The sequence below is a fragment of the Sanguibacter sp. A247 genome (assembly GCF_052324925.1).
Classification (GTDB): domain Bacteria; phylum Actinomycetota; class Actinomycetes; order Actinomycetales; family Cellulomonadaceae; genus Flavimobilis.
This window is the reverse complement of record NZ_JBQPRE010000003.1, coordinates 376,710-396,838: the sequence shown is the minus strand read 5'-3', so window position 1 is coordinate 396,838 and position 20,129 is coordinate 376,710. Positions and strand designations below refer to the sequence as shown.

General features: G+C 68.3%; 19 protein-coding genes. 9 read left to right on the top strand and 10 right to left on the bottom strand.

Annotated elements, in window-relative coordinates; genetic code table 11:
* Positions 1-141: 141 nt before the first annotated feature.
* The 3 genes from ctaC to ACTVCO_RS10000 are packed head-to-tail and all read left to right on the top strand — an operon-like array spanning position 142 to position 3,196.
* Entirely contained in the window at positions 142-1,068 is a 927-nt protein-coding gene (gene ctaC / locus ACTVCO_RS10010) for an aa3-type cytochrome oxidase subunit II (protein ID WP_443728267.1), read from the top strand.
* The gene (gene ctaD, locus ACTVCO_RS10005) at positions 1,068-2,801 is read left to right on the top strand and encodes an aa3-type cytochrome oxidase subunit I (protein ID WP_443728266.1); all 1,734 of its coding nucleotides are present in this window, start codon (positions 1,068-1,070) and stop codon (positions 2,799-2,801) included. Before ctaC ends, ctaD begins: the two co-directional genes overlap by 1 nt.
* On the top strand, positions 2,798-3,196 hold the full coding sequence (locus ACTVCO_RS10000; RefSeq protein WP_443728265.1) for a cytochrome c oxidase subunit 4: 399 nt from the start codon (positions 2,798-2,800) through the stop codon (positions 3,194-3,196). Before ctaD ends, ACTVCO_RS10000 begins: the two co-directional genes overlap by 4 nt.
* Positions 3,197-3,303: 107 nt before the next feature.
* On the opposite strand, the gene ACTVCO_RS09995 is transcribed toward ACTVCO_RS10000, so the two are convergent.
* The 6 genes from ACTVCO_RS09995 to ctaE form a co-directional block, all read right to left on the bottom strand.
* Positions 3,304-3,516 (bottom strand): hypothetical protein, encoded by a 213-nt coding sequence (locus ACTVCO_RS09995; protein WP_443728264.1) that lies wholly within the window; start codon positions 3,514-3,516, stop codon positions 3,304-3,306.
* A gap of 172 nt (positions 3,517-3,688) precedes the next feature.
* Positions 3,689-4,315, bottom strand: a complete 627-nt coding sequence (locus tag ACTVCO_RS09990) for a superoxide dismutase (protein WP_443728263.1) — start codon at positions 4,313-4,315, stop codon at positions 3,689-3,691.
* 169 nt (positions 4,316-4,484) lie between these two features.
* Positions 4,485-6,134 carry a cytochrome bc1 complex cytochrome b subunit gene (qcrB, locus tag ACTVCO_RS09985; protein WP_443728262.1) on the bottom strand — a complete coding sequence of 550 codons (1,650 nt, stop codon included), beginning with the start codon at positions 6,132-6,134 and terminating at the stop codon, positions 4,485-4,487.
* Complete coding sequence (gene qcrA, locus ACTVCO_RS09980) at positions 6,131-7,153, bottom strand: cytochrome bc1 complex Rieske iron-sulfur subunit (RefSeq protein WP_443728261.1); 1,023 nt, start codon at positions 7,151-7,153, stop codon at positions 6,131-6,133. Before qcrA ends, qcrB begins: the two co-directional genes overlap by 4 nt.
* Positions 7,150-7,932: a cytochrome bc1 complex diheme cytochrome c subunit gene (gene qcrC / locus ACTVCO_RS09975; RefSeq protein WP_443728260.1), complete on the bottom strand. Its 783-nt coding sequence runs from the start codon at positions 7,930-7,932 to the stop codon at positions 7,150-7,152. The genes qcrA and qcrC overlap by 4 nt, the downstream gene beginning before the upstream one ends.
* A 70-nt stretch (positions 7,933-8,002) precedes the next feature.
* Positions 8,003-8,680, bottom strand: a complete 678-nt coding sequence (gene ctaE, locus ACTVCO_RS09970) for an aa3-type cytochrome oxidase subunit III (protein WP_443728259.1) — start codon at positions 8,678-8,680, stop codon at positions 8,003-8,005.
* A 220-nt stretch (positions 8,681-8,900) separates the two neighbouring features.
* On the opposite strand from ctaE, the gene ACTVCO_RS09965 reads away from it, so the two are divergent.
* Together ACTVCO_RS09965 and trpD are read left to right on the top strand one after the other, a co-directional pair.
* Positions 8,901-9,326: a hypothetical protein gene (locus ACTVCO_RS09965; RefSeq protein ID WP_443728258.1), complete on the top strand. Its 426-nt coding sequence runs from the start codon at positions 8,901-8,903 to the stop codon at positions 9,324-9,326.
* Positions 9,327-9,336: 10 nt separating this feature from the next.
* Entirely contained in the window at positions 9,337-10,386 is a 1,050-nt protein-coding gene (gene trpD / locus ACTVCO_RS09960; RefSeq protein ID WP_443728257.1) for an anthranilate phosphoribosyltransferase, read from the top strand.
* 12 nt (positions 10,387-10,398) lie between these two features.
* Here the strand turns inward: trpD and ACTVCO_RS09955 are convergent, their stop codons facing one another.
* The 3 genes from ACTVCO_RS09955 to ACTVCO_RS09945 form a co-directional block, all read right to left on the bottom strand.
* Positions 10,399-10,680: an Lrp/AsnC family transcriptional regulator gene (locus tag ACTVCO_RS09955; RefSeq protein ID WP_443728256.1), complete on the bottom strand. Its 282-nt coding sequence runs from the start codon at positions 10,678-10,680 to the stop codon at positions 10,399-10,401.
* Between the two features lie 94 nt (positions 10,681-10,774).
* Positions 10,775-12,631, bottom strand: coding sequence for a DEDD exonuclease domain-containing protein (locus ACTVCO_RS09950; protein WP_443728255.1), 1,857 nt, complete (start codon positions 12,629-12,631; stop codon positions 10,775-10,777).
* Between the two features lie 126 nt (positions 12,632-12,757).
* Complete coding sequence (locus tag ACTVCO_RS09945; RefSeq protein WP_443728254.1) at positions 12,758-14,575, bottom strand: AMP-dependent synthetase/ligase; 1,818 nt, start codon at positions 14,573-14,575, stop codon at positions 12,758-12,760.
* Between the two features lie 293 nt (positions 14,576-14,868).
* On the opposite strand from ACTVCO_RS09945, the gene ACTVCO_RS09940 reads away from it, so the two are divergent.
* A complete protein-coding gene (locus ACTVCO_RS09940) occupies positions 14,869-15,813 on the top strand; it encodes an ROK family glucokinase (protein WP_443728316.1) in 945 nt (314 codons plus the stop codon).
* A 120-nt stretch (positions 15,814-15,933) separates the two neighbouring features.
* Here the strand turns inward: ACTVCO_RS09940 and ACTVCO_RS09935 are convergent, their stop codons facing one another.
* The gene (locus tag ACTVCO_RS09935; protein WP_443728253.1) at positions 15,934-16,584 is read right to left on the bottom strand and encodes a hypothetical protein; all 651 of its coding nucleotides are present in this window, start codon (positions 16,582-16,584) and stop codon (positions 15,934-15,936) included.
* Between the two features lie 73 nt (positions 16,585-16,657).
* Here ACTVCO_RS09935 and ACTVCO_RS09930 point away from each other — a divergent pair, with 73 nt between their 5' ends.
* The 3 genes from ACTVCO_RS09930 (at position 16,658) to ACTVCO_RS09920 (ending at position 20,116) form a co-directional block, all read left to right on the top strand.
* On the top strand, positions 16,658-17,437 hold the full coding sequence (locus ACTVCO_RS09930) for a lysophospholipid acyltransferase family protein (protein WP_443728252.1): 780 nt from the start codon (positions 16,658-16,660) through the stop codon (positions 17,435-17,437).
* Positions 17,438-17,555: 118 nt separating this feature from the next.
* Positions 17,556-18,773, top strand: a complete 1,218-nt coding sequence (locus ACTVCO_RS09925) for a pyrophosphate--fructose-6-phosphate 1-phosphotransferase (protein WP_443728251.1) — start codon at positions 17,556-17,558, stop codon at positions 18,771-18,773.
* On the top strand, positions 18,770-20,116 hold the full coding sequence (locus ACTVCO_RS09920; protein WP_443728250.1) for a class II 3-deoxy-7-phosphoheptulonate synthase: 1,347 nt from the start codon (positions 18,770-18,772) through the stop codon (positions 20,114-20,116). Before ACTVCO_RS09925 ends, ACTVCO_RS09920 begins: the two co-directional genes overlap by 4 nt.
* Positions 20,117-20,129 lie beyond the last annotated feature (13 nt).

The following is a 20,129-nucleotide window of genomic DNA, read 5'->3' as shown; positions in this document are numbered from 1 at the left end:
ACCGGCTACTTCATGACACAACCCCGAGAAGTGACGTGACCCGCGTGCGCATCCTGGGGAGAACGGGTGGCGGGAAGCGATAGGCTCGGACCGATGAGGACCAAGGTCCCAGGAGCGGCCTGCCCGCCACCAGGACGTGACGTGAAAGGCCCACCCTTGCACTCGCAGACTCCCCCCAGCCGCCGCCGGCGCACGAGGATCGGTGCGCTCGCGCTCTCGACGCTCGCCGTGCTCGTGGTGTCCGGATGCTCCGAGGAGGCCCAGCGTGGCTTCCTTCCCGGGTACTCCGACGGGCCGGTGACGAACCACACCGACCGCATCACCAACATGTGGACGGGCTCGTGGATCGCGCTCCTCGTCGTCGGCCTCATCACGTGGGGCCTCATGCTCTGGTGCGTCGTCGCCTACCGCAAGCGCAAGGACGACCACCAGCTCCCGGTGCAGACGCGGTACCACATCCCGCTCGAGATGATGTACACCGCGATCCCGATCGTCATGATCGGCGTGCTGTTCTTCTACACGCAGCGCGACATGGCCGAGATCCGTGATACGTCGGGTACGCCCGACGTGACGATCCAGGTCGTCGGCAAGCAGTGGAGCTGGGACTTCAACTACCTCGACGACGACGTCTACGAGTCCGGCGTCCACGCGAGCGACGTCTCCCTTCTGGGTGGCGCGACGAGCCTCGACGGCGCGGTGGGCACCGACGAGTCGCTTCCGACGCTCTACCTGCCCGTCGGCGAAAAGGTCGAGCTCATCCTCGACTCGCGTGACGTCATCCACTCGTTCTGGGTGCCCGCGTTCCTCGACAAGCTCGACATGATTCCGCACCGCACGAACAAGATGCACATCATCCCCGAGCGCATCGGCTACTACGCCGGCAAGTGCGCCGAGCTCTGCGGTGAGCACCACTCCGGCATGCTCTTCAACGTCGCGATCGTCTCGCGCGCTGACTACGACGCCGCGATGTCCGACCTGCGCGCCAAGGGACAGACGGGTGCCCTCGGCACCGACCTCGTCCGCCAGCAGGACGACGCCGATCTCTCCTCCACGGAAGGTGACCACTGATGACCGCCGGCACGTCAGTAGCGGTTCCGGGCCTCGCGCCCTCCCGCCAGAACATGGGGCGCACGGTCGTCAAGTGGATCACCTCAACTGACCACAAGACGATCGGCTACCTCTACCTCATCACGTCGTTCCTCTTCTTCTGCATCGCAGGAGTGATGGCGCTCGTCATCCGCGCCGAGCTCTTCGAGCCGGGCATCCAGGTCGTGCAGTCCAAGGAGCAGTACAACCAGCTCTTCACGATGCACGGCACGATCATGCTGCTGCTGTTCGCCACCCCGCTCTTCGCGGGTTTCGCGAACGTCATCACGCCGCTCCAGATCGGTGCCCCTGACGTCGCGTTCCCGCGGCTCAACATGTTCGCGTACTGGCTCTACCTCTTCGGTGGGCTCATCGCGTGCGCGGGCTTCTTCACGCGTCAGGGCGCGGCGTCGTTCGGCTGGTTCGGATACGCACCGCTCTCGAACGCGACCTTCAGTCCCGGGCTCGGTGGTGACCTGTGGGTCTTCGGCCTTGCCATGGGCGGCTTCGGCACGATCCTTGGTGCGGTCAACTTCATCACGACGATCATCACGATGCGTGTGCCCGGTATGACGATGTTCCGCATGCCCGTCTTCACGTGGGGCACGCTCGTCACGTCGATCCTCATTCTCATGGCGTTCCCGCCGCTCGCCGCGGCTCTCTTCGCGCTCGGCGCAGACCGTCGGCTCGGCGCGCAGGTCTTCAACCCGGAGAATGGCGGCGCCATCCTGTGGCAGCACCTCTTCTGGTTCTTCGGCCACCCCGAGGTCTACATCATCGCCCTGCCGTTCTTCGGCATCATCACCGAGATCGTCCCGGTGTTCAGCCGCAAGCCTCTGTTCGGCTACAAGGGCATGGTCTACGCGATCATCGCGATCGCCGCGCTCTCGGTCACCGTGTGGGCGCACCACATGTACGTGACCGGTGCAGTTCTGCTGCCGTTCTTCTCACTCATGACCATGGCGATCGCGGTGCCCACGGGTGTGAAGTTCTTCAACTGGATCGGCACGATGTGGCGAGGGAAACTCACGTTCGAGACCCCGATGCTCTGGGCGCTCGGCTTCCTCGTGACGTTCCTCTTCGGTGGCCTCACGGGCGTCATCCTCTCGACCCCGGTGCTCGACTTCCACCTGTCCGACTCCTACTTCATCGTGGCGCACTTCCACTACGTGGTCTTCGGCACCGTGGTGTTCGCGATGTTCGCGGGCTTCTACTTCTGGTGGCCCAAGTTCACGGGCCGCATGCTCAACGAGAAGCTCGGCAAGGTCCACTTCTGGATGCTCTTCATCGGGTTCCACGCGACCTTCCTCGTGCAGCACTGGCTCGGTGTCGCGGGCATGCCCCGTCGCTACCCGGACTACATGCCCGAAGAGGGCTTCACGTGGATGAACCAGGTCTCGACCGTGGGCTCGTTCCTGCTCGCCGCCTCGACGCTGCCGTTCCTCTGGAACGTCTACATCACCTGGCGTCGTGCACCCAAGGTCACCGTTGACGACCCGTGGGGCTTCGGCGCGTCGCTCGAGTGGGCGACGTCCTGCCCCCCGCCTCGCCACAACTTCATCTCCGTTCCCCGCATCCGTTCGGAGCGCCCCGCGTTCGACCTGCACCACCCCGAGGTCGCCGCGATGGACTACATCCACGGCGTGGTGGCGGCTCCGGCCGACGCGCCCGCGATTCTCCCTGCCTCCGACTCGACGAAGGATGATGTGAAGTGAAGATCGAAACTCGGCTCTTCGCCGCGCTCGTTCCGTTCTTCTCTATCGTTGCGCTCGCCTACGGGCTGTTCAGCGAGTGGGAGCCGGTCGGCTCTGCCGCGCTCTTCCTGCTCGCTGGCCTCAACGGGATGATCGCAGGGTACCTGGCGCTCGTCGCGCGTCACATCGACCCGCGCCCCGAGGACGACCCGGACGGCGAGATCTCGCAGGGGGCAGGCGAGCTCGGCACGTTCGCACCCTGGAGCTGGTGGCCGCTCGTGCTCGCTCTCGCCGCCGCGATCTGCTTCCTCGGCCTGGCGGTCGGCTGGTGGGTCTTCTACATCGGCGCCGGCTTCGCGGTCATCGCGGTCTCAGGCTGGGTCATGGAGTACTCGCGGGGGCTCCACGCTCACTGAGCTGGACTCCTCACTCAGACAGCAACAGCAACAAGGAAAGGGCTGCACCGGTGGGTGCAGCCCTTTCCTTGTGTCCGGTGCGGTAGACGCACTCCACGGGTGTCGTCTCACTCGTCATCGGGGTGAGCCTCAACGAGGTGGACGCTCCCGTCCGGTGCGACGACGCGCCGGAAGCGCGTACGCAGCTCCTTCTCCCGAGCCCTCTCCGCGGCGTTGGCCGGGCGGATGGGGGCGGCATAGTCACCCACCTGGGGTGGCCCCAGAACGTGAGCGAGTGTGTCAGTGATAGCGCGACCAGCGGTGCGCTCGTGCGTGCTCATGTCGACTCCTTCGTCAGGTGCGGAACCCCGCGCCCCGCACACATCGATCGTATCCCTCGAGCTTGAGGGACGGGTGAAGTCGCAGGCGAGGGCACCGGGCGGGTGCGCCGGGCGGGTGCGCCGCAGGGCGGCCCCCGGTATTCGGGAGGCCGCCCTGCGGGTCGAGCAGGTGTCAGAGTGCGACGATGAGGCCGCGACCCTGCGAGCGTGCTCGCTCGAGGCGGGCGGCCACGTCTGCCCAGTTGACGATGTTCCAGAACGCCTTGACGTAGTCACCCTTGACGTTGACGTAGTCGAGGTAGAAGGCGTGCTCCCACATGTCGAGCATGAGCAGCGGCACGACGCCGATCGGCAGGTTGCCCTGCTGGTCGTAGAGCTGCACGATGATGAGCTTCTCGCCGAGCGTGTCCCACGCGAGGATCGACCAGCCGGATCCCTGGATGCCGAGTGCGTTCGCCGTGAAGTGCGCGACGAAGGCGTCGAACGAGCCGAAGAACTCCTCGATGGCGGCCGCGAGCTCGCCCTCGGGTCGGTCGCCGCCCTCAGGGGAGAGGTTCTGCCAGAACACCGAGTGGTTGACGTGACCGCCGAGGTTGAACGCGAGGTTCTTCTCGAGCAGGTTGACGGCACCAAGGTTGCCCGTCGAGCGCGCCTCGGCGAGGGCGTCGAGAGCCGCGTTCGCACCCGCGACGTACGCCGCGTGGTGCTTGGAGTGGTGGAGCTCCATGATGCGGCCGGAGATGTGCGGGTCCAGCGCGCCGTAGTCGTAGGAGAGTTCGGGAAGGGTGTACTCGGCCATGCCGTGTTGCCTCCATCGTCGCGGGCGCCGGGCGCCCTCGGGTTGCGACACCGCCTCACAGAGAGCGGTGTCCTTGCACGTGAGCCCCGCGGCCGTAGTCGGCCGCGGGGCTCACGTCCTGCTAGGTGAACACAGGTCTAGTCTCCGTCATTCCGTGCGCGAGCGGAGATCAGTGTCCGATCTCAGGTGCACCCGTGGATCCGTCGACCTCGGGGTGCGCGCCGTGCGTCCCCTCGATCTCAGCCGGGGTGACGGGCTCGATGCGGTCCTCGTAGAAGAACCGGGAGAGTGCCTGCCAGCGCTTGTCTGCGCGATAGCCCTTGCGACGCACGCCGCGGGAGTCCTCGCCGGGCTCGATGACGAGCGGGGAGTGGGCCTGGTAGTTGACGCGCAGCCAGCGCTCCTGGTCGCTGAGGGGCTTGTGCACCTCGATGACCTCACCGGACTCGAAGCGCACGAGGCGGGCGGCCTCGTGGCCGTGGAGGACGAGCTCACGATCCTTGCGCTGCAGCGCGAAGCACAGGCGCTTGGTGATCATGAACGCGAGAACCGGCACGACGAAGATCGCTGCTCGGAAGAACCAGGTGATCGTGTTGATCGACATCTCGAAGTGCGTCGCGATGATGTCGTTCGAACCGGCGAGCACGAGGATGAAGAACGCGACGAGGAACGCGACACCCAGCCCCGTGCGAACGGGGACGTTGCGCGGACGGTCGAGGACGTGGTGCTCGGACTTGTCCTGCGTCACGCGCGCCTCGACGAACGGGTAGAGCGCGAGGAACGTGAACAGGAGTCCAGGCACGACGACACCGGGCACGAGGATGTTGATCGGGATCGTGAAGCCAGCGATGACCCATTCCCAGCCCGGCATGAGGCGCAGTCCGCCCTCGAGGAAGAGCATGTACCAGTCCGGCTGGGCGCCGGCTGAGACGGGGGAGGGGTCGTACGGCCCGTAGTTCCACACGTTGTTGATCGAGAGGGTCGCGCCCATGACGGCGAGGACTCCGAAGACGATGAAGAAGAATCCACCGGCCTTGGCGACGTACACCGGGAAGAGCGGGAAGCCGACGACGTTCTTGCTCGAGCGGCCACCACCGGGGTACTGGGTGTGCTTGTGGAGCACGACCATGAGCAGGTGGATGCCGACGAACGCAAGGATGAGCGCCGGAACGAGCAGGATGTGCACCGTGAAGAGACGCGGGATGATGTGCTCGCCCGGGAACTCTCCGCCGAAGAGCGCGTACGACACGAAAGCGCCGAGGATCGGGATCGACTTGGCGACACCGTCAGCGATGCGCAGACCGTTGCCCGAGAGGACGTCGTCGGGGAGCGAGTAGCCGGAGAATCCGGCGGCCAGGCCGAGGATCATGAGGGTGAAGCCGACGAGCCAGTTGAGCTCACGCGGCTTGCGGAAGGCGCCCGTGAAGAAGACGCGCATCATGTGCGTGACGATCGACGCCATGAACAGCAGCGCTGCCCAGTGGTGGATCTGACGCATGAGGAGGCCGCCGCGCACCTCGAAGGACGTGTGGAGCGTCGAGGCGAACGCCTCTGACATCTCGACGCCCTGCATCGTCACCGGGAGGGCGTCCTCCGGGTAGGTGATGAAGCCCATGGACGGGACGAAGAACATGGTGAGGAACCCGCCCGAGATGAGCAGGACGACGAACGAGTAGAGCGCGATCTCACCGAGGAGGAACGACCAGTGGTCGGGAAAGACCTTGCGGGCGTACTCCTTGACGACGCCGGCGATGCCGGTGCGCTGGTCGAGGTAGTCGGCAGCCGCGCCGATCTTCGTCTCGGGCTGGGTGGTGGTCACTTGAGACGCTCCCAGAAGCTTGGGCCGATGGGCTCGGCGAAGTCATCTTGTGCGATGAGGTAGCCCTCGTCGTCGACGGCGATGGGCAGCTGAGGCAGCGGGCGGTTCGCGGGACCGAAGACCACCTTGGCGCCGTCGGCGATGTCGAACGTCGACTGGTGGCACGGGCACAGAAGGTGATGGGTCTGCTGCTCGTAGAGCGCCACGGGGCAGCCGACGTGCGTGCAGATCTTCGAGTAGGCGACGATGCCGTCGTACGACCACGTCTGGCCCGCGGGGGACTGGTCACCCTTGAGGTCGCGCTCGTCGAGACGGACGAGGAGGACGACCGCCTTCGCCTTCTCTTCCATCCAGTGCTCTTCATCGCGGAGCTTGTCCGGGATGACGTGGAAGACGGAGCCGATCGTGACGTCGGAGGCCTTGATCGGACGGCCGCTCGGGTCGAGCGCCAGACGGCGGCCCTTGCGCCAGATGGTGTGCCGGAACTTCGAGATGTTCCAGTCGCCGCCGACCGAGCCGATGAGCGGCACAGCGATCGTCAGCGGGAAGATCGCGACTGCGGAGAGAACCGCACCCTTGAGGACTCCGCGGCGTGCGATCGCCGAGTCGCGCGCGCCGTCGACGAGTGCCGCGATGGCCGCGTCACGCGTCTCCTGGTCGGAGGCCAGTGGCTTGCGCTTCTCCGTGACCTCGTGGTCGGACATGAGCGTCTTGGCCCAGTGGACCGCGCCGACGCCGATGCCGAGAAGGCTCAGCGCGAGGCCGATGCCGAGACCCAGGGTCGCCCACCGGACGGACATCGGGTCAGAACCGAGGGGGAGGGCGAAGTAGGCGACGAGTGCGCCGATGCCACCGAGAACCGAGACGGCGAAGAGGAGGACGACCTGACGCTCAGCGCGCTTGTTGGCCGCGGGGTCCGTGTCACCCATACGCAGCCGGTGCTCCGGAAGACCCGGATCCTCGAACTGGGTCGGCGCCTGCTGGCGCGAGAGCTCGGTGTTCTTGTCGTTCGTGCTCACGAGGACTTCGCTCCGATCCAGACGGCGAAACCGATGAGGACGCCCATGCCGATGACGAACACCCAGAGACCTTCGGAGACCGGGCCGATCGAGCCGAGGCTCAGGCCACCGACCGACGGCTCACGCTGCTCGACGAGGAACGAGATGACGTCGCGCTTCTCGTCGGGAGTGAGGTTCGCGTCGTTGAAGACGGGCATCGACTGCGGACCCGTGAGCATCGCCTGGTAGAGATTCGTCGGCGTCGTGTCCCAGAGGGCCGGAGCCCACTTGCCCTCGGAGAGGGCGCCGCCGGCGCCGATGGCGTTGTGGCACATCGCGCAGTTCGTGCGGAAGAGCGCCGCTCCGTTGGCGGGGTCACCGAGCGCGGGGTCGACCATCTCGGCGGTCGGGACCGAGGGTCCAGCGCCGAGCGAGGCGACGTAGGCAGCGAGCTGGTCAACCTGCTTGTCGGTGAACTGCGCGGGCTTGGCGGGGGCCTGGGGCCCGCTCGCCTGCATGGGCATGCGGCCCGTGCTCACCTGGAAGTTCACGGATGCTGCGCCGACCCCGATGAGCGAGGGCACGTCGTCCGTGCCGCCTGCTCCGGTGCCGTGGCAGGTGGCGCAGTTGGCCTGGAAGAGCTGCTTGCCTGACTCGATGTCCGCTGCGCTCGCCGTGGTGTCGGCGGAAGCGGTCGTCGGGGTCATCACGGCGTACAGCGCGCCGGTGGCGAGCAGCGCCAGCAGCATGAGCACGACCGGAGCGAACCGGTGGTGCCTGCGGGCGGCGAGTGCCTTCACGGGAGTCCTCGTCTCGACGTGGTGGGTGGGTGGGTCGGGTGCGCGGTGTGACATCCGCGCGGGGGCTGGCTCAGCGAAGGACGTAGATCACGAAGAAGAGCGCGATCCACACGACGTCGACGAAGTGCCAGTAGTACGAGGTGACGATCGCGGTCGTGGCCTCGTGGTGGCCGAACCGCTTGGCCGCGTGCGAGCGGGCGAGCACGAAGAGGAAGGCGATGAGCCCGCCGACGACGTGGAGGCCGTGGAATCCGGTCGTGAGGAAGAAGACCGAGCCGTACGGGCTCGACGAGATCGTCACGCCGTGCTGCACGAGCTCTGCGTACTCGAACACCTGACCTGCGACGAAGACGGAGCCCATGATGAACGTGAGGACGAGCCACTCGTTCATTCCCCAGCCCTTGATCTTCAGGAGCGAGCCCGTGCGCCTCGGCTGGAAGCGCTCGGCTGCCCACACGGCCATCTGGCACGTGATCGAGGAGGCGACAAGGATCAGCGTGTTGCCCAGTGCGAAGGGGAACGCGAGGTTGGCCGCGTGACCTTCCCACTCCTGGGCAGGCATGACTGATCGATGCGAGAAGTACATCGCGAACAGGCCCGCGAAGAACATGAGCTCACTAGCGAGCCACACGATGGTCCCGACCGAGACGGGGTTCGGCCGGTTGACGCCCACGTGGGCGCTCGGGGCAGGGGTGGTTGCAGTCGTCACGGAGCCATTATGGCCGAACAGAGGCTCGCCTGGGACCATTGGACCCCCCCGAGGCCCTCACTCATGGCGCACAATGGGCCGACGTCCGGTTCGGGAGCCGCGCAACCATGCGGAATCCCCGGGATTTCAACGATTTTGATGACGACTCGCTGACTTTTGTCACCCCTCGCGCGCGGCGTGTTTCCACAGCCGGTGAGGGCCGTGACAAGATGCGATGAGCACGCGACAGCCCCAGAGACACGAAGCGAAGGCGATGACGATGTCGACCCTGCCGGCCCCCACCACTCCCGCGACCCGAGCCCCGCGCATCCTCTTGCACAGCGATGACGTCACAGTGCGCGACCAGGTCCGCACTGCTGTGGGACCGCGCCTGAGCGCCGGTGCGCCCGCGATCGAGTGGCTCGAGGTGGCGACTGCCGACGCTGTCCTGGACAGGAAGGACCTCGCATCCTTCGACCTGCTTATCCTCGACGGCGAGGCTGACAAGGTCGGCGGGATGGGCCTGTGCCGTCAGCTCAAGAATGAGATCTACCGCTGCCCGCGGGTGCTCGTCCTCGTCGGGCGTCCGCACGATGCCTGGCTCGCCTCCTGGTCACTTGCCGACGTCTCGGTGTCGCGCCCGCTCGACCCGTTCGAGGTGCAGCGCACGATCGCCGAGCAGGTTGGTGCCGCGCAGGCCCAGTGAGGGAGTTTTCATGAGCACGACGTGGCCCCAGCTTCTCCAGCAGCTCGTCGCCGGTCATGACCTGCCTCGGGACGACGTCGCGTGGGCGATGGACCAGGTGATGACCGGGCAGGTTCCTCCCGCCCGGCTCGCGGGGCTCCTCGTCGCGCTCCGTTCCAAGGGCGAGACCGTTGAGGAGCTCACCGCCCTCGCCGACGGCATGCTCGAGCACGCCGTGCCCTATGCGGCCCATGTCGAGCGCGCGGTCGATATCGTCGGCACCGGCGGCGACATGGCCAACACCGTGAACATCTCGTCGATGGCCGCTGTCGTCGTCGCGGGCGCAGGACTCACGGTCGTCAAGCACGGCAACCGCTCGGCGTCCTCGACAACCGGATCCGCGGACGTCCTGGAGGCTCTCGGGATCGACCTCGACCATGCCCCGGTGCGGGTCGCGCGTATCGGGATCGAGGCGGGCATCACCTTCTGCTTCGCCAAGACCTTCCACCCGGCCATGCGGTTTGCCGGTGCGGTGAGGAGCGAGCTGGGCATTCCGACGGCCTTCAACTTCCTCGGCCCGCTGACGAACCCCGCTCAGCCAGGAGCGATCGCGGTCGGCTGCGCAGATCTCCGGATGGCCCCGCTCATGGCCGGTGTTTTTGCGGCCCGGGGGACTCACGCACTCGTCTTCCGCGGGGCCGACGGCCTCGACGAGCTGGCCGCGAACGGTCCGGCCGACGTGTGGGAGGTGCGCGACGGCGAGGTCACGCACACGACGTTCGACGCAGCGTCTCAGCTGGGGCTGGCTCCCGTCACGGTCGCCGACCTCCGCGGCGGCGAGGCCGAGCACAACGCGGCCGTCGTGCGACGGGTGCTCGACGGTGAGCCCGGGCTCGTCCGTGAAACGGTCCTGCTCAATGCGGCAGCCGCGATCGTCGCGGACGGGTCGCTTCCGGGAACGGGTGAGGGCACGCTCGTCGAGCGGCTGCGAGCCGGGTTCGACCACGCGGCGACGTCTGTCGACTCCGGTGCGGCGCGCGCTCGGCTCGACGCCTGGGCGCGTGCGAGCGCCCAGGCGTGATCAGGTAGGGCGTCAGTCACCAAGCCCGAGGTCGAAGGCCTTCTCGAGGTCCCTCGACGAGTACGTACGGAACGCTAGGTGCGTCTGTGTGCGCTGCACACCGTCGACCTTGTTGATCCCGTCCGCCACGACTTCTGCGAGATCGTCGTGGTCCTTGACCCGGACGATCGCGATGAGGTCGTTGTCGCCCGTGACGGAGTAGACCTCGCTCACGCCGCGGATCGCCGTGATCGTCTCGGCGACCTCGGGGATGCGCGACGGAGTGGCATCGATCATGACGATGGCGGTGAGCATGGGGGACTCCTCGGGGACGCTCTGACGGGGCTGGTCTCATCTTGCCACTGCGCGTGTTGCTGGGACCGTCGACCTGCCGGGTGTGCGTCCTGGCTCAGGTGTCCCGGGGCGCGGGATCGCTCGCCCGGGCCTTGCGGGCCTGCTGCGTGAGTGCGCCGTATGCACCGGGACCGCGGACGGCGCACGCGTGGGGATGGGACGTCCGGACGAGGCGGACGCCGGGGGAGTCGAGCCAGTCGAGGACGAGCATCGTCTCTTCGGGGTGCGCAGCCGTCGTGGGCGGGAGCGGTGCGGCGACGACCTCTGCCGTCGCGGTCGCCGCGTCGATCGTCAGGTACGGGTCGGTCCCCGCGGGAGCGACCGCGGTCGTCGCGAGACGCCCATGGCGCACGACGACGATCTCCCATGCGCCGTCGTCGCGGGCACGCGCGGCCACGAGCTCTGTGCACACCGACATGTGGGCGAACGACTCGCGCCGAGCGGAGCCTTCGAGCAGTGCGGCAAGGCGGTCGCGCTCGAGCGCAGCGAGCTCAAAGCGTTCCTCGTCCGCGTAGCGCGTGATCCGGGCCAGGACGCGTTCGACGACCGACGACGGGTCGTCGCTCATCGCCGTGCGCGCTGCAGCGACCTCGGCGTCGTGGGCCGTGCGGGCTGCGCGCCCGACGTCGTCGTCGGCTGCCACGCACGGGCCCGCGCACCGGCCAAGGTCGAGCAACGGGCACGCCGCGGCACCCGGGCGCGCGACGAGCGGCAGCTTGCGGGTGCAACGCCGGATGTCGAGAGCGGACTGCAGTCCCTCGAGCGCCGCCTGCGCCGTGGAACGCGAGAAGAATGGACCGATGTGCCACGCTCCCGTGCCGAGCCCGTCGTCGGCGGCCCCGTCCGCGCTCGGGGGAGCCTCGGGAGCGACCTGCGTGACGATGCTCAGCCGCGGGTGAGGCTCGTCCGTCAGCCGGACCCACGGCATGCGCTCGGGGAAGCGTGAACGACGGTTGTAGCGCGGGGAGTGCTCGGCGATGAGCCGGAGCTCGCGTACCTGTGCCTCGAGCCGCGTCGCGCACGGAACCGCTGAGACACGCTCGGCGATCGTCACCATCTCGGCCATGCGACGGCGCGTCTCGGACCGGGTGAAGTAGGTGCGTACGCGGGCCCGCACGTTGACGGACGTGCCGACGTAGAGGACCTCGCCGTCGGGTGCGTGGAAGAGGTAGACGCCCGGGCCGGTCGGAAGGCCGTCGGCCAGGTGGCGCTTGGCGCGTACTGCGGGAGGGACCGGGTCGAGCGCCGAGGCGAGATCTTCGATGTGGGTGATACCCCACGGGGCGAGGCGCCCGAGCAACGCGTGGAGGACGTCGACCGTCGCGCGCGCGTCGGACAACGCTCGGTGGTTGGGGACCGTCGTTGCGCCGAAGAGCTTCGCGAGGGTCCCGAGCTTGTGGTTACGGGCCTCGTCCTTGGGCACGACCCGGCGGGCGAGCGCGACCGTGTCGACAACCTCGAACGGGGGCCACGGCGTCTCGGTCGCACGCGCGGCAGCCTTGAGGAACCCGACGTCGAAGCGCGCGTTGTGTGCGACGAGAACTGCGCCGCGCGCAAACTCGAGGAACTGCGGCAGAACGGCCGCGATTCGTGGCGCGTCGAGCACCATGGCCGTCGTGATGCCCGTGAGCACCGCGATCTGCGGTGGCACGGGAACGCCCGGGTCGACGAGGGTCTGAAACTCGCCGAGGATCTCACCGCCGCGGACCTTGACCGCGCCGATCTCAGTGATCGCATCGGCACCAGCGGACGTCCCCGTGGTCTCGAGGTCGACGACGACGAAGGTGACGTCACGAAGATCCGTGCCGAGGTCGTCGAGCGACCCCTGCACGCCGACGGCACCGGGCTCGACGACGGGACGTCGCAGCCCGGTGCCCGGGTGGAACATCGCGTGCGTGACGGTCGAACTCATGCCCGTGACCGTACGCCCCGCCACGGACACTCTCCGCCCGGCCGCACGCACGCGCGCCGGACCAGCGACGACGCCCAGGGGCACCGACCGCACAGCGGATCGGCGCCCCTGGAGCGAGCGGGAGTCTCAGACGGCCCCGGGTGAGGCCACCCCGTCGTAGAGCGCCTCGACGTCGGACGCGAAGTCCTCGAGGACGAGCGAACGCTTCACCTTGAGCGACGGGGTGAGGTACCCGTTCTCGATCGTGAAGTCGGTCGGGAGGATGCGGAACTTGCGGATCGACTCGGCGCGCGAGACAGCCTTGTTGGCCCGAGTCACAGCCTTGTCGAGCGCGGCGAGAACGTCCGGGTCCTCCATCGCCTGCTCGAGCGTGAGCTCGGGCTTGCCACGCGCCGTCAGCCAGGTCGGGAGGGCCTCGGAGTCGAGCGTGACCATCGCGGCGATGAACGGTTTGGCATCGCCCACCACGACGCACTGCGAGACGAGCGCGTGAGCGCGCACGCGGTCCTCGAGGATCGCCGGGGCGACGTTCTTGCCGCCTGCCGTGACGATGAGCTCCTTCTTGCGACCCGTGATGCGGATGTACCCGTCGGAGTCGACCGAGCCGAGGTCGCCCGTGCGGAACCAGCCGTCCTCGAACGCCTCGGCCGTCGCCTCCGGGTTGTTGTGATAGCCGCGGAAGACCTGTGGCCCGCGCACGAGGAGCTCACCGTCGGACGCGACGCGGACCGCAGCGCCGGGAAGCGGCGGGCCGACCGTGCCGATCTTCGACAGCGCGGGCAGGTTGACGGAGATCGGCGCGGTCGTCTCGGTGAGGCCGTAGCCCTCGAGGACCGAGAGCCCGAGGCCCCGGTAGAAGTGCCCGAGGCGCTCACCGAGCGCAGCGCCGCCAGAGATCGCCCACCGTGCGTCGCCGCCGAGGGCCGCACGGATCTTCTTGAGCACGAGCGCGTCAGCCACCTTGTGGCGGACCGTCAGCATGAGCGGGACCTTGCCGTCGTCCTGCGCACGCGACCACGCGATCGCCGTCGCGGCAGCCCAGTGGAAGATCTTGCCCTTGCCGCCCGCGATCGCCTTCTGCTCCGAGGAGTTGTAGACCTTCTCGAAGACGCGCGGGACCGAGAGGATGAACGTCGGCTTGAACGTCGCAAAGTCCGGCAGGAGTGTCGCGACGTCGGGCGTATGACCGAGGATGACGTTGGCGGGAACCGTGAGCACCCCGATGAAGCGGGCGAAGACGTGCGCGAGCGGCATGAAGAGCACCGTGCGGCGGCCGGGCGTACCGATCACCTCGGGCAGCTTCTCGATCGCGTTGAGGCAGAGCGAGACGAAGTTCTCGTGCGTGAGCTCGGCGCCCTTGGGCCGCCCCGTCGTTCCCGAGGTGTAGATGATGGTCGAGACCGAGTCGAGGGCCGCGAGGGCACGCCTGCGCGTGATCTCCTCGTCGGCGACATCGGCGCCGCGCGCGACGATCGCGTCGATCCCACCGTCGTCGATGACGACGACGTCGCCGAGCGTCGGGCACTTGCGACGCACCTGCTCGATGGTCGTGGCGTGCGCCGCGGTTTCAGCCACGACGGCCTTGACGTCCGCGTTCGTGAGGATCCACTGCACCTGCTTGGCGCTCGAGGTCTCGTAGAGAGGGACGGGGACCAGACCCGCTGCCCACGCGGCCCAGTCGAGCAACGACCACTCGTAGCGGGTCCGCGACATGATGCCGATGCGGTCGCCGGGTGCAAGGCCCATCGCGGCGAAGCCCTTGGCGACGGCCACCACCTGCGCGTCGAACTCCCGCGCGGTGATGGTCCGCCAGGGCTCTCCGTCGGCGACCTTGACCTCGATGATGCCCATGTCGGGGAAGCGCTCGACGCGTCCCGCAAGAAGGCTGTTGATGTTCTCGGACCGCGGCGGGTCGACGAGGATCGGTGTGCTGTGCTCGCTCATTCTGGCTCCAGTGACAGTGGGCGTGTGCCCACAGGTTAGCGGTCCCCGGAGGTGCCTGTGAGCGCCGTCGCATTATCACTGCCGACCGACACTGATCCGTGACCTAGGTCCTACCTCGGGGGCGGGGGTGTCGGTGCGAACGTGGGCCGCAGGCGGTGCGTACGAGGGAGCGTGCGTCTCACGGTGTCAGACGTGGGACGAAGGGATGATGGAAGCGCTCCGTGGCTGTGGCACGCTTGGTGATCGTGAGCAGCGCCGGAGGGCGTCGCCGGACGACAGGAGCAGGGACGCATATGCACGCGCTCGGGGTGGACATCGGCGGGACGAAGATTGCCGCCGGAGTGGTCGACGACGACGGGACGATCCTCGCTCAGGTCCGACGTCCGACCGACCCGACGGACGCGGCGAGCATCGACCGCGCGATCGCAGCCGCATATCACGAGCTCTCGGCCGAGCACGAGATCGGTGCGATCGGCCTGGCTGCCGCAGGATTCTGCAGCCCCGACCGTCGTCGTGTCGCGTTCGGACCCAACATCGGTGCGTGGCGCGACTACCCGCTCGCCGAGCGTGTTGCCGAGCTCACCGACACCTCCATCCCCGTCGTCGTCGAGAATGATGCGAACGCGGCCGGCTGGGCCGAGTACCGCTATGGCGTCGGCGCGGGGACGAACGACTTCCTCATGCTCACGGTGGGCACGGGCCTCGGCGGCGCTGCGGTCGTCAACGGGCAGCTCGTGCGGGGCGCGTACGGCGTCGCGACCGAGGTCGGCCACATGCGCGTCGTTCCCGACGGCCGCCTGTGCGGCTGCGGCCACTTCGGCTGCTGGGAGCAGTACGCGTCGGGCTCCGCGCTCGTGCGTACGGCACGCGCCGCGCTCGTCGCCCACCCCGACCGTGCTGTGCGCCTGCGTGAGCTCGCCGAGGACGGCGAGCTCGTGGGACCTCACGTGACCGTAGCGGCGCGCGAGGGCGACGCCCTCGCGATCGAGCTCTTTGCCGAGCTGGGCCGCTGGCTCGGTGAGGGCGCCGCGACCGTCACGGCGTTCATGGACCCGTCGGTCATCGCGATCGGTGGCGGCGTGGGCGATGCCGGCGACCTTCTCCTCGTCCCGACGCAGGCCGCCTACGAGCGCGTGCTCCCGGCGCGCACGCACCGTTCGAGCGTCGCGACCATCGCGATCGCGACCCTCGGCAACGACGCGGGAATGGTCGGCGCGGCCGACCTCGCGCGCCACTGAGCACGTCCCTCGCGGGGCCTGCCGCTCGAGGGCGCAGCCACGCCCGCGGACGTGCTCACGCACGCTGTCGTCGACGATGACGCCGGGCACCCGCCCGGCGTCATCGTCATCGTCGGGGCCTTACACCCACGGCTCGTCACTGCCGTCGCTGTCGCCGCGCTCGTGCGGCAACCGCCACAGCAAGATGCCCGCGCCCACGGCGAGCAGCCCGGCGCCGCCCCACGCGACGAAGGACGGCATGACCTTGACGAGGAGCGCTGAGAGCAAGAGCGCCAGGATCCCGGCGAGCACGGCGAACCACGCGATCGTCAGGACAGGGTCCCCGCCCAGCACCGGCCCGGGGTCCGGGGGGATGAAGTGGCCCTGCTCGTCCTCGAGCGCGACCTCCTCGTCCGTCGCCCGATGGTCGCGTGGTCCGAGCGGCCGCACCCCCGGAAGTGCGGGAACGTCGCTGAGCCAGGATCCTTGCGAGAGCCCGGCCCCGTCCGTCGCCGAGCGCACGTCATCGAGACCCGCGACGATGCGGGCGAACTCTGTCTCGGTGTCGACGGCGCTGGCCGCGTCAGTCGGAGCGTCAGCAGGTGCTGTGGTCCCGTCCGTCTCGGAGGGTCCTGACGCACCGGTCGCCTCGGGTGCGGTAGGTTGCTTCGCGGGGTCGGGGGCGTGAACATCGCCTTCGTGCGTCGGTGAGCGCTGGCCCGTGGCGTCGCCGGGGAGGTCCTCGGAGGCCTTGTCAGGGCCGTGCGTGGGATCGACGTTGGGTTCCACCATGCAGATCACTCTAGAGTCGGAAGGTGCGCCCCGTCGGAGGCGCGAGGAGGAAGCTGCGTTGTTCTACTGGCTGATGAAGAAGATCGTCGCCGGTCCTTGGCTGAAGCTCTACTTCCGCCCGTGGACCCGCGGGCTCGAGAACGTGCCCGCGACCGGCGGTGCGATCCTCGCGAGCAACCACCTCGCCGTCATCGACTCGTTCGTCCTGCCGATCGTCCTTGACCGCGAGATCGTCTTCATCGGCAAGTCCGAGTACTTCACGGGAACAGGTCTCACCGGCCGGCTCAAGGCGAAGTTCTTCCGCGGCGTCGGGACGATCCCCGTCGACCGCTCGGGAGGCAAGGCGTCCGAGGCTGCGCTCAACACCGGTCTCACACGCCTGCGCGAGGGCGGCCTGTTCGGGATCTATCCGGAGGGCACGCGGAGCCCCGACGGGCGTCTGTACCGCGGCAAGACCGGCGTCGCCCGGCTCGCGCTCGAGTCCGGCTGCCCCGTCATCCCCGTCGCGATGATCGCGACCGAGGTCGCGCAGCCGCTCGGCAAGGTCCTGCCGCGCCCCGTGCGCGTCGGCATCGTCGTAGGGGAGCCCCTTGACTTCTCGCGCTACCACGGCATGCACGACGACCGTTTCATTCTTCGTTCGGTGACGGACGAGATCATGTACGCGCTCATGAGCCTCTCGGGCCAGGAGTACGTCGACATGTATGCGGCAACCGCCAAGACCCGGATCGCGTCGGGACAGAAGTCCGGTGCCGAGGCATCTGAGACGCGCAAGGCTCCTGGTGGACGTGCCGCCCCGGACGTCCATGTGCCGGTCCCGCCCGAAGAGGGCGCGGCACCGTCGGTAGACTGACGGGTGCAGGAGCGGCCACGGCCGCTCCGTGCCCCGCGGTCCGGAAAACCACGGCCCGACGAGCCCGACGCAGCCCCGCGTCGCAGGCCCGCGGGCGACGATGAGAGGTAGTTCTTCGATGGCTGTACGTCGTGTTGCCCTTCTGACGGCCGGTGGCTTTGCCCCGTGCCTCTCCTCTGCGGTCGGAGGGCTGATCGAGCGTTACAACGAGCTCGACCCGTCGATCGAGATCATCGCCTACCAGCACGGCTACCACGGCCTGCTCCTCGGCGAGAAGATCGTCGTCGACGCCGAGGGTCGCGCGAAGGCTGGGATCCTGCACCGCTTCGGTGGTTCGCCGATCGGCAACTCGCGCGTCAAGCTGACGAACGCGAAGGACTGCGTCAAGCGCGGCCTCGTCCAGGAGGGCCAGGACCCGCTGCAGGTAGCTGCCGAGCAGCTGAAGACCGACGGCGTCGACGTCCTGCACACGATCGGTGGCGACGACACCAACACGACGGCCGCCGACCTCGCCGCCTACCTCCACGAGAACGGCTACGAGCTGACGGTTGTCGGGCTTCCCAAGACGATCGACAACGACGTCGTCCCGATCAAGCAGTCGCTCGGTGCATGGACCGCAGCCGAAGAGGCCGCCGGTTTTGCGTTCAACGTCATCGGCGAGCACCGCTCGGGCCCGCGCATGCTCATCGTGCACGAGGTCATGGGTCGTCACTGCGGCTGGCTCACGGCCGCGGCGGCGTCCGCGTACCGCAAGCACCTCGACACCCTCGAGTGGGTTCCGAGCCTCGGCCTCACACGTGAGCGCTGGGACATCAACGCGGTCTTCGTCCCCGAGATGAAGATCGACATCGACGCCGAGGCCGCACGCCTCAAGACCGTCATGGACGCCCAGGGCAACGTCAACATCTTCCTGTCCGAGGGCGCGGGCATGCACGAGATCGTCGAGCAGCTCGAAGCCGCCGGCGAGACCGTCGAGCGCGACCCCTTCGGTCACGTCAAGCTCGACACGATCAACCCGGGTGCCTGGTTCGCCCAGCAGTTCGCCCAGCGTCTGGGCGCCGAGAAGGTCATGGTCCAGAAGTCTGGCTACTACTCTCGCGCTGCCGCAGCCAACGCCGAGGACCTGCGCCTCATCAAGTCGATGACGGACTTCGCTGTCGATGCCGCGCTGCGCGGCGAGTCGGGCGTCGTCGGCCATGACGAGGAGAACGGTGACGTGCTGTCCGCGATCGCCTTCCCGCGCATCGCCGGTGGTAAGGCGTTCGACGTGTCCCAGCCGTGGTTCGGCGATCTCCTCGCCGGAATCGGCCAGGACCTGGTGCCCGCACAGGCATGACCACGACGGCGCACGACGAGGTGGTGGAGGGGCTCGACCACTTCCGGACGCTGATCGCCAAGCAGCAGCCCACCTGGCCCGACGCGCACGCGTTGGGCCAGGTGGCCGCGCGGCTGGCCGAGGCAGCCCCCCTCGTCGTGCCCGCCGAGGCCGACCTGCTCACGGAACGTCTCGCGGCCGCTGGCCGCGGCGATGCGTTCCTGCTCCAGGGTGGAGACTGCGCCGAGACCTTCGTCGACGCGCAGGCCGACCGCATCCGCAACAAGATCCGCACGATCCTTCAGATGGCGGTCATCCTCACGCACGGCGCGAGCATGCCCGTCGTCAAGATGGGCCGCATGGCGGGGCAGTACGCCAAGCCACGCTCGTCGGACGACGAGACCCGCGACGGCATCACGCTCCCCGCCTACCGCGGCGACATGGTCAACGGCCATGCCTTCACCGAAGAGTCGCGCATTCCTGACCCGCAGCGGCTGCTCGACGGGTACGGCATCTCGGCCGCGACCCTCAACGTCGTGCGCGCCTACACGCAGGGCGGCTCAGCCGACCTGCGCCGCGTCCACGAGTGGAACCGCGGGTTCATGCGCAACCCCGCATACGCGCGCTATGAGTCGACCGCAGCCGAGATTGACCGCGCGCTGCGCTTCATGGAGGCGTGCGGCGCCGACTTCGACGCGTTGCAGACGGTCGAGTTCTTCGTCTCGCACGAGGGTCTCCTGCTCGACTACGAGCGTGCGCTCACGCGTGTCGACGCCCGCACGGGCGACGCCTACGACACCTCGGGCCACTTCATCTGGATCGGGGAGCGCACGCGCGACCTCGACGGCGCGCACGTCGACTTCCTCTCGCGGGTCTCGAACCCCATCGGGGTCAAGCTCGGCCCGACGACCGCGCCCTCTGACGCGATCGCGCTCATCGAGAAGCTCAATCCGACGGGCCGTCCCGGGCGGCTCACCTTCATCACGCGCATGGGCGCGGCGCGCATCCGCGAGGCCCTCCCGCCGATCGTCGCGGCCGTCCGCGACCACGGGAGCCCCGTCACGTGGGTCACCGACCCGATGCACGGCAACACGATCACGTCGGCGACCGGGTACAAGACCCGCCGCTTCGGCGACGTGCTCGACGAGGTCAAGGGATTCTTCGAGGTCCACCGTGCTCTCGACACCGTTCCCGGTGGTCTCCACGTCGAGCTCACGGGGGACGACGTCACCGAGGTGCTCGGCGGCTCCGAAGAGATCGACGACGAAGGCCTCGCTGTGCGCTACGAGACGCTCGTCGACCCGCGCCTCAACCACCAGCAGTCTCTCGAGATGGCCTTCCAGGTGGCCGAGATGCTCCGCTGACCGGAGCCACGTC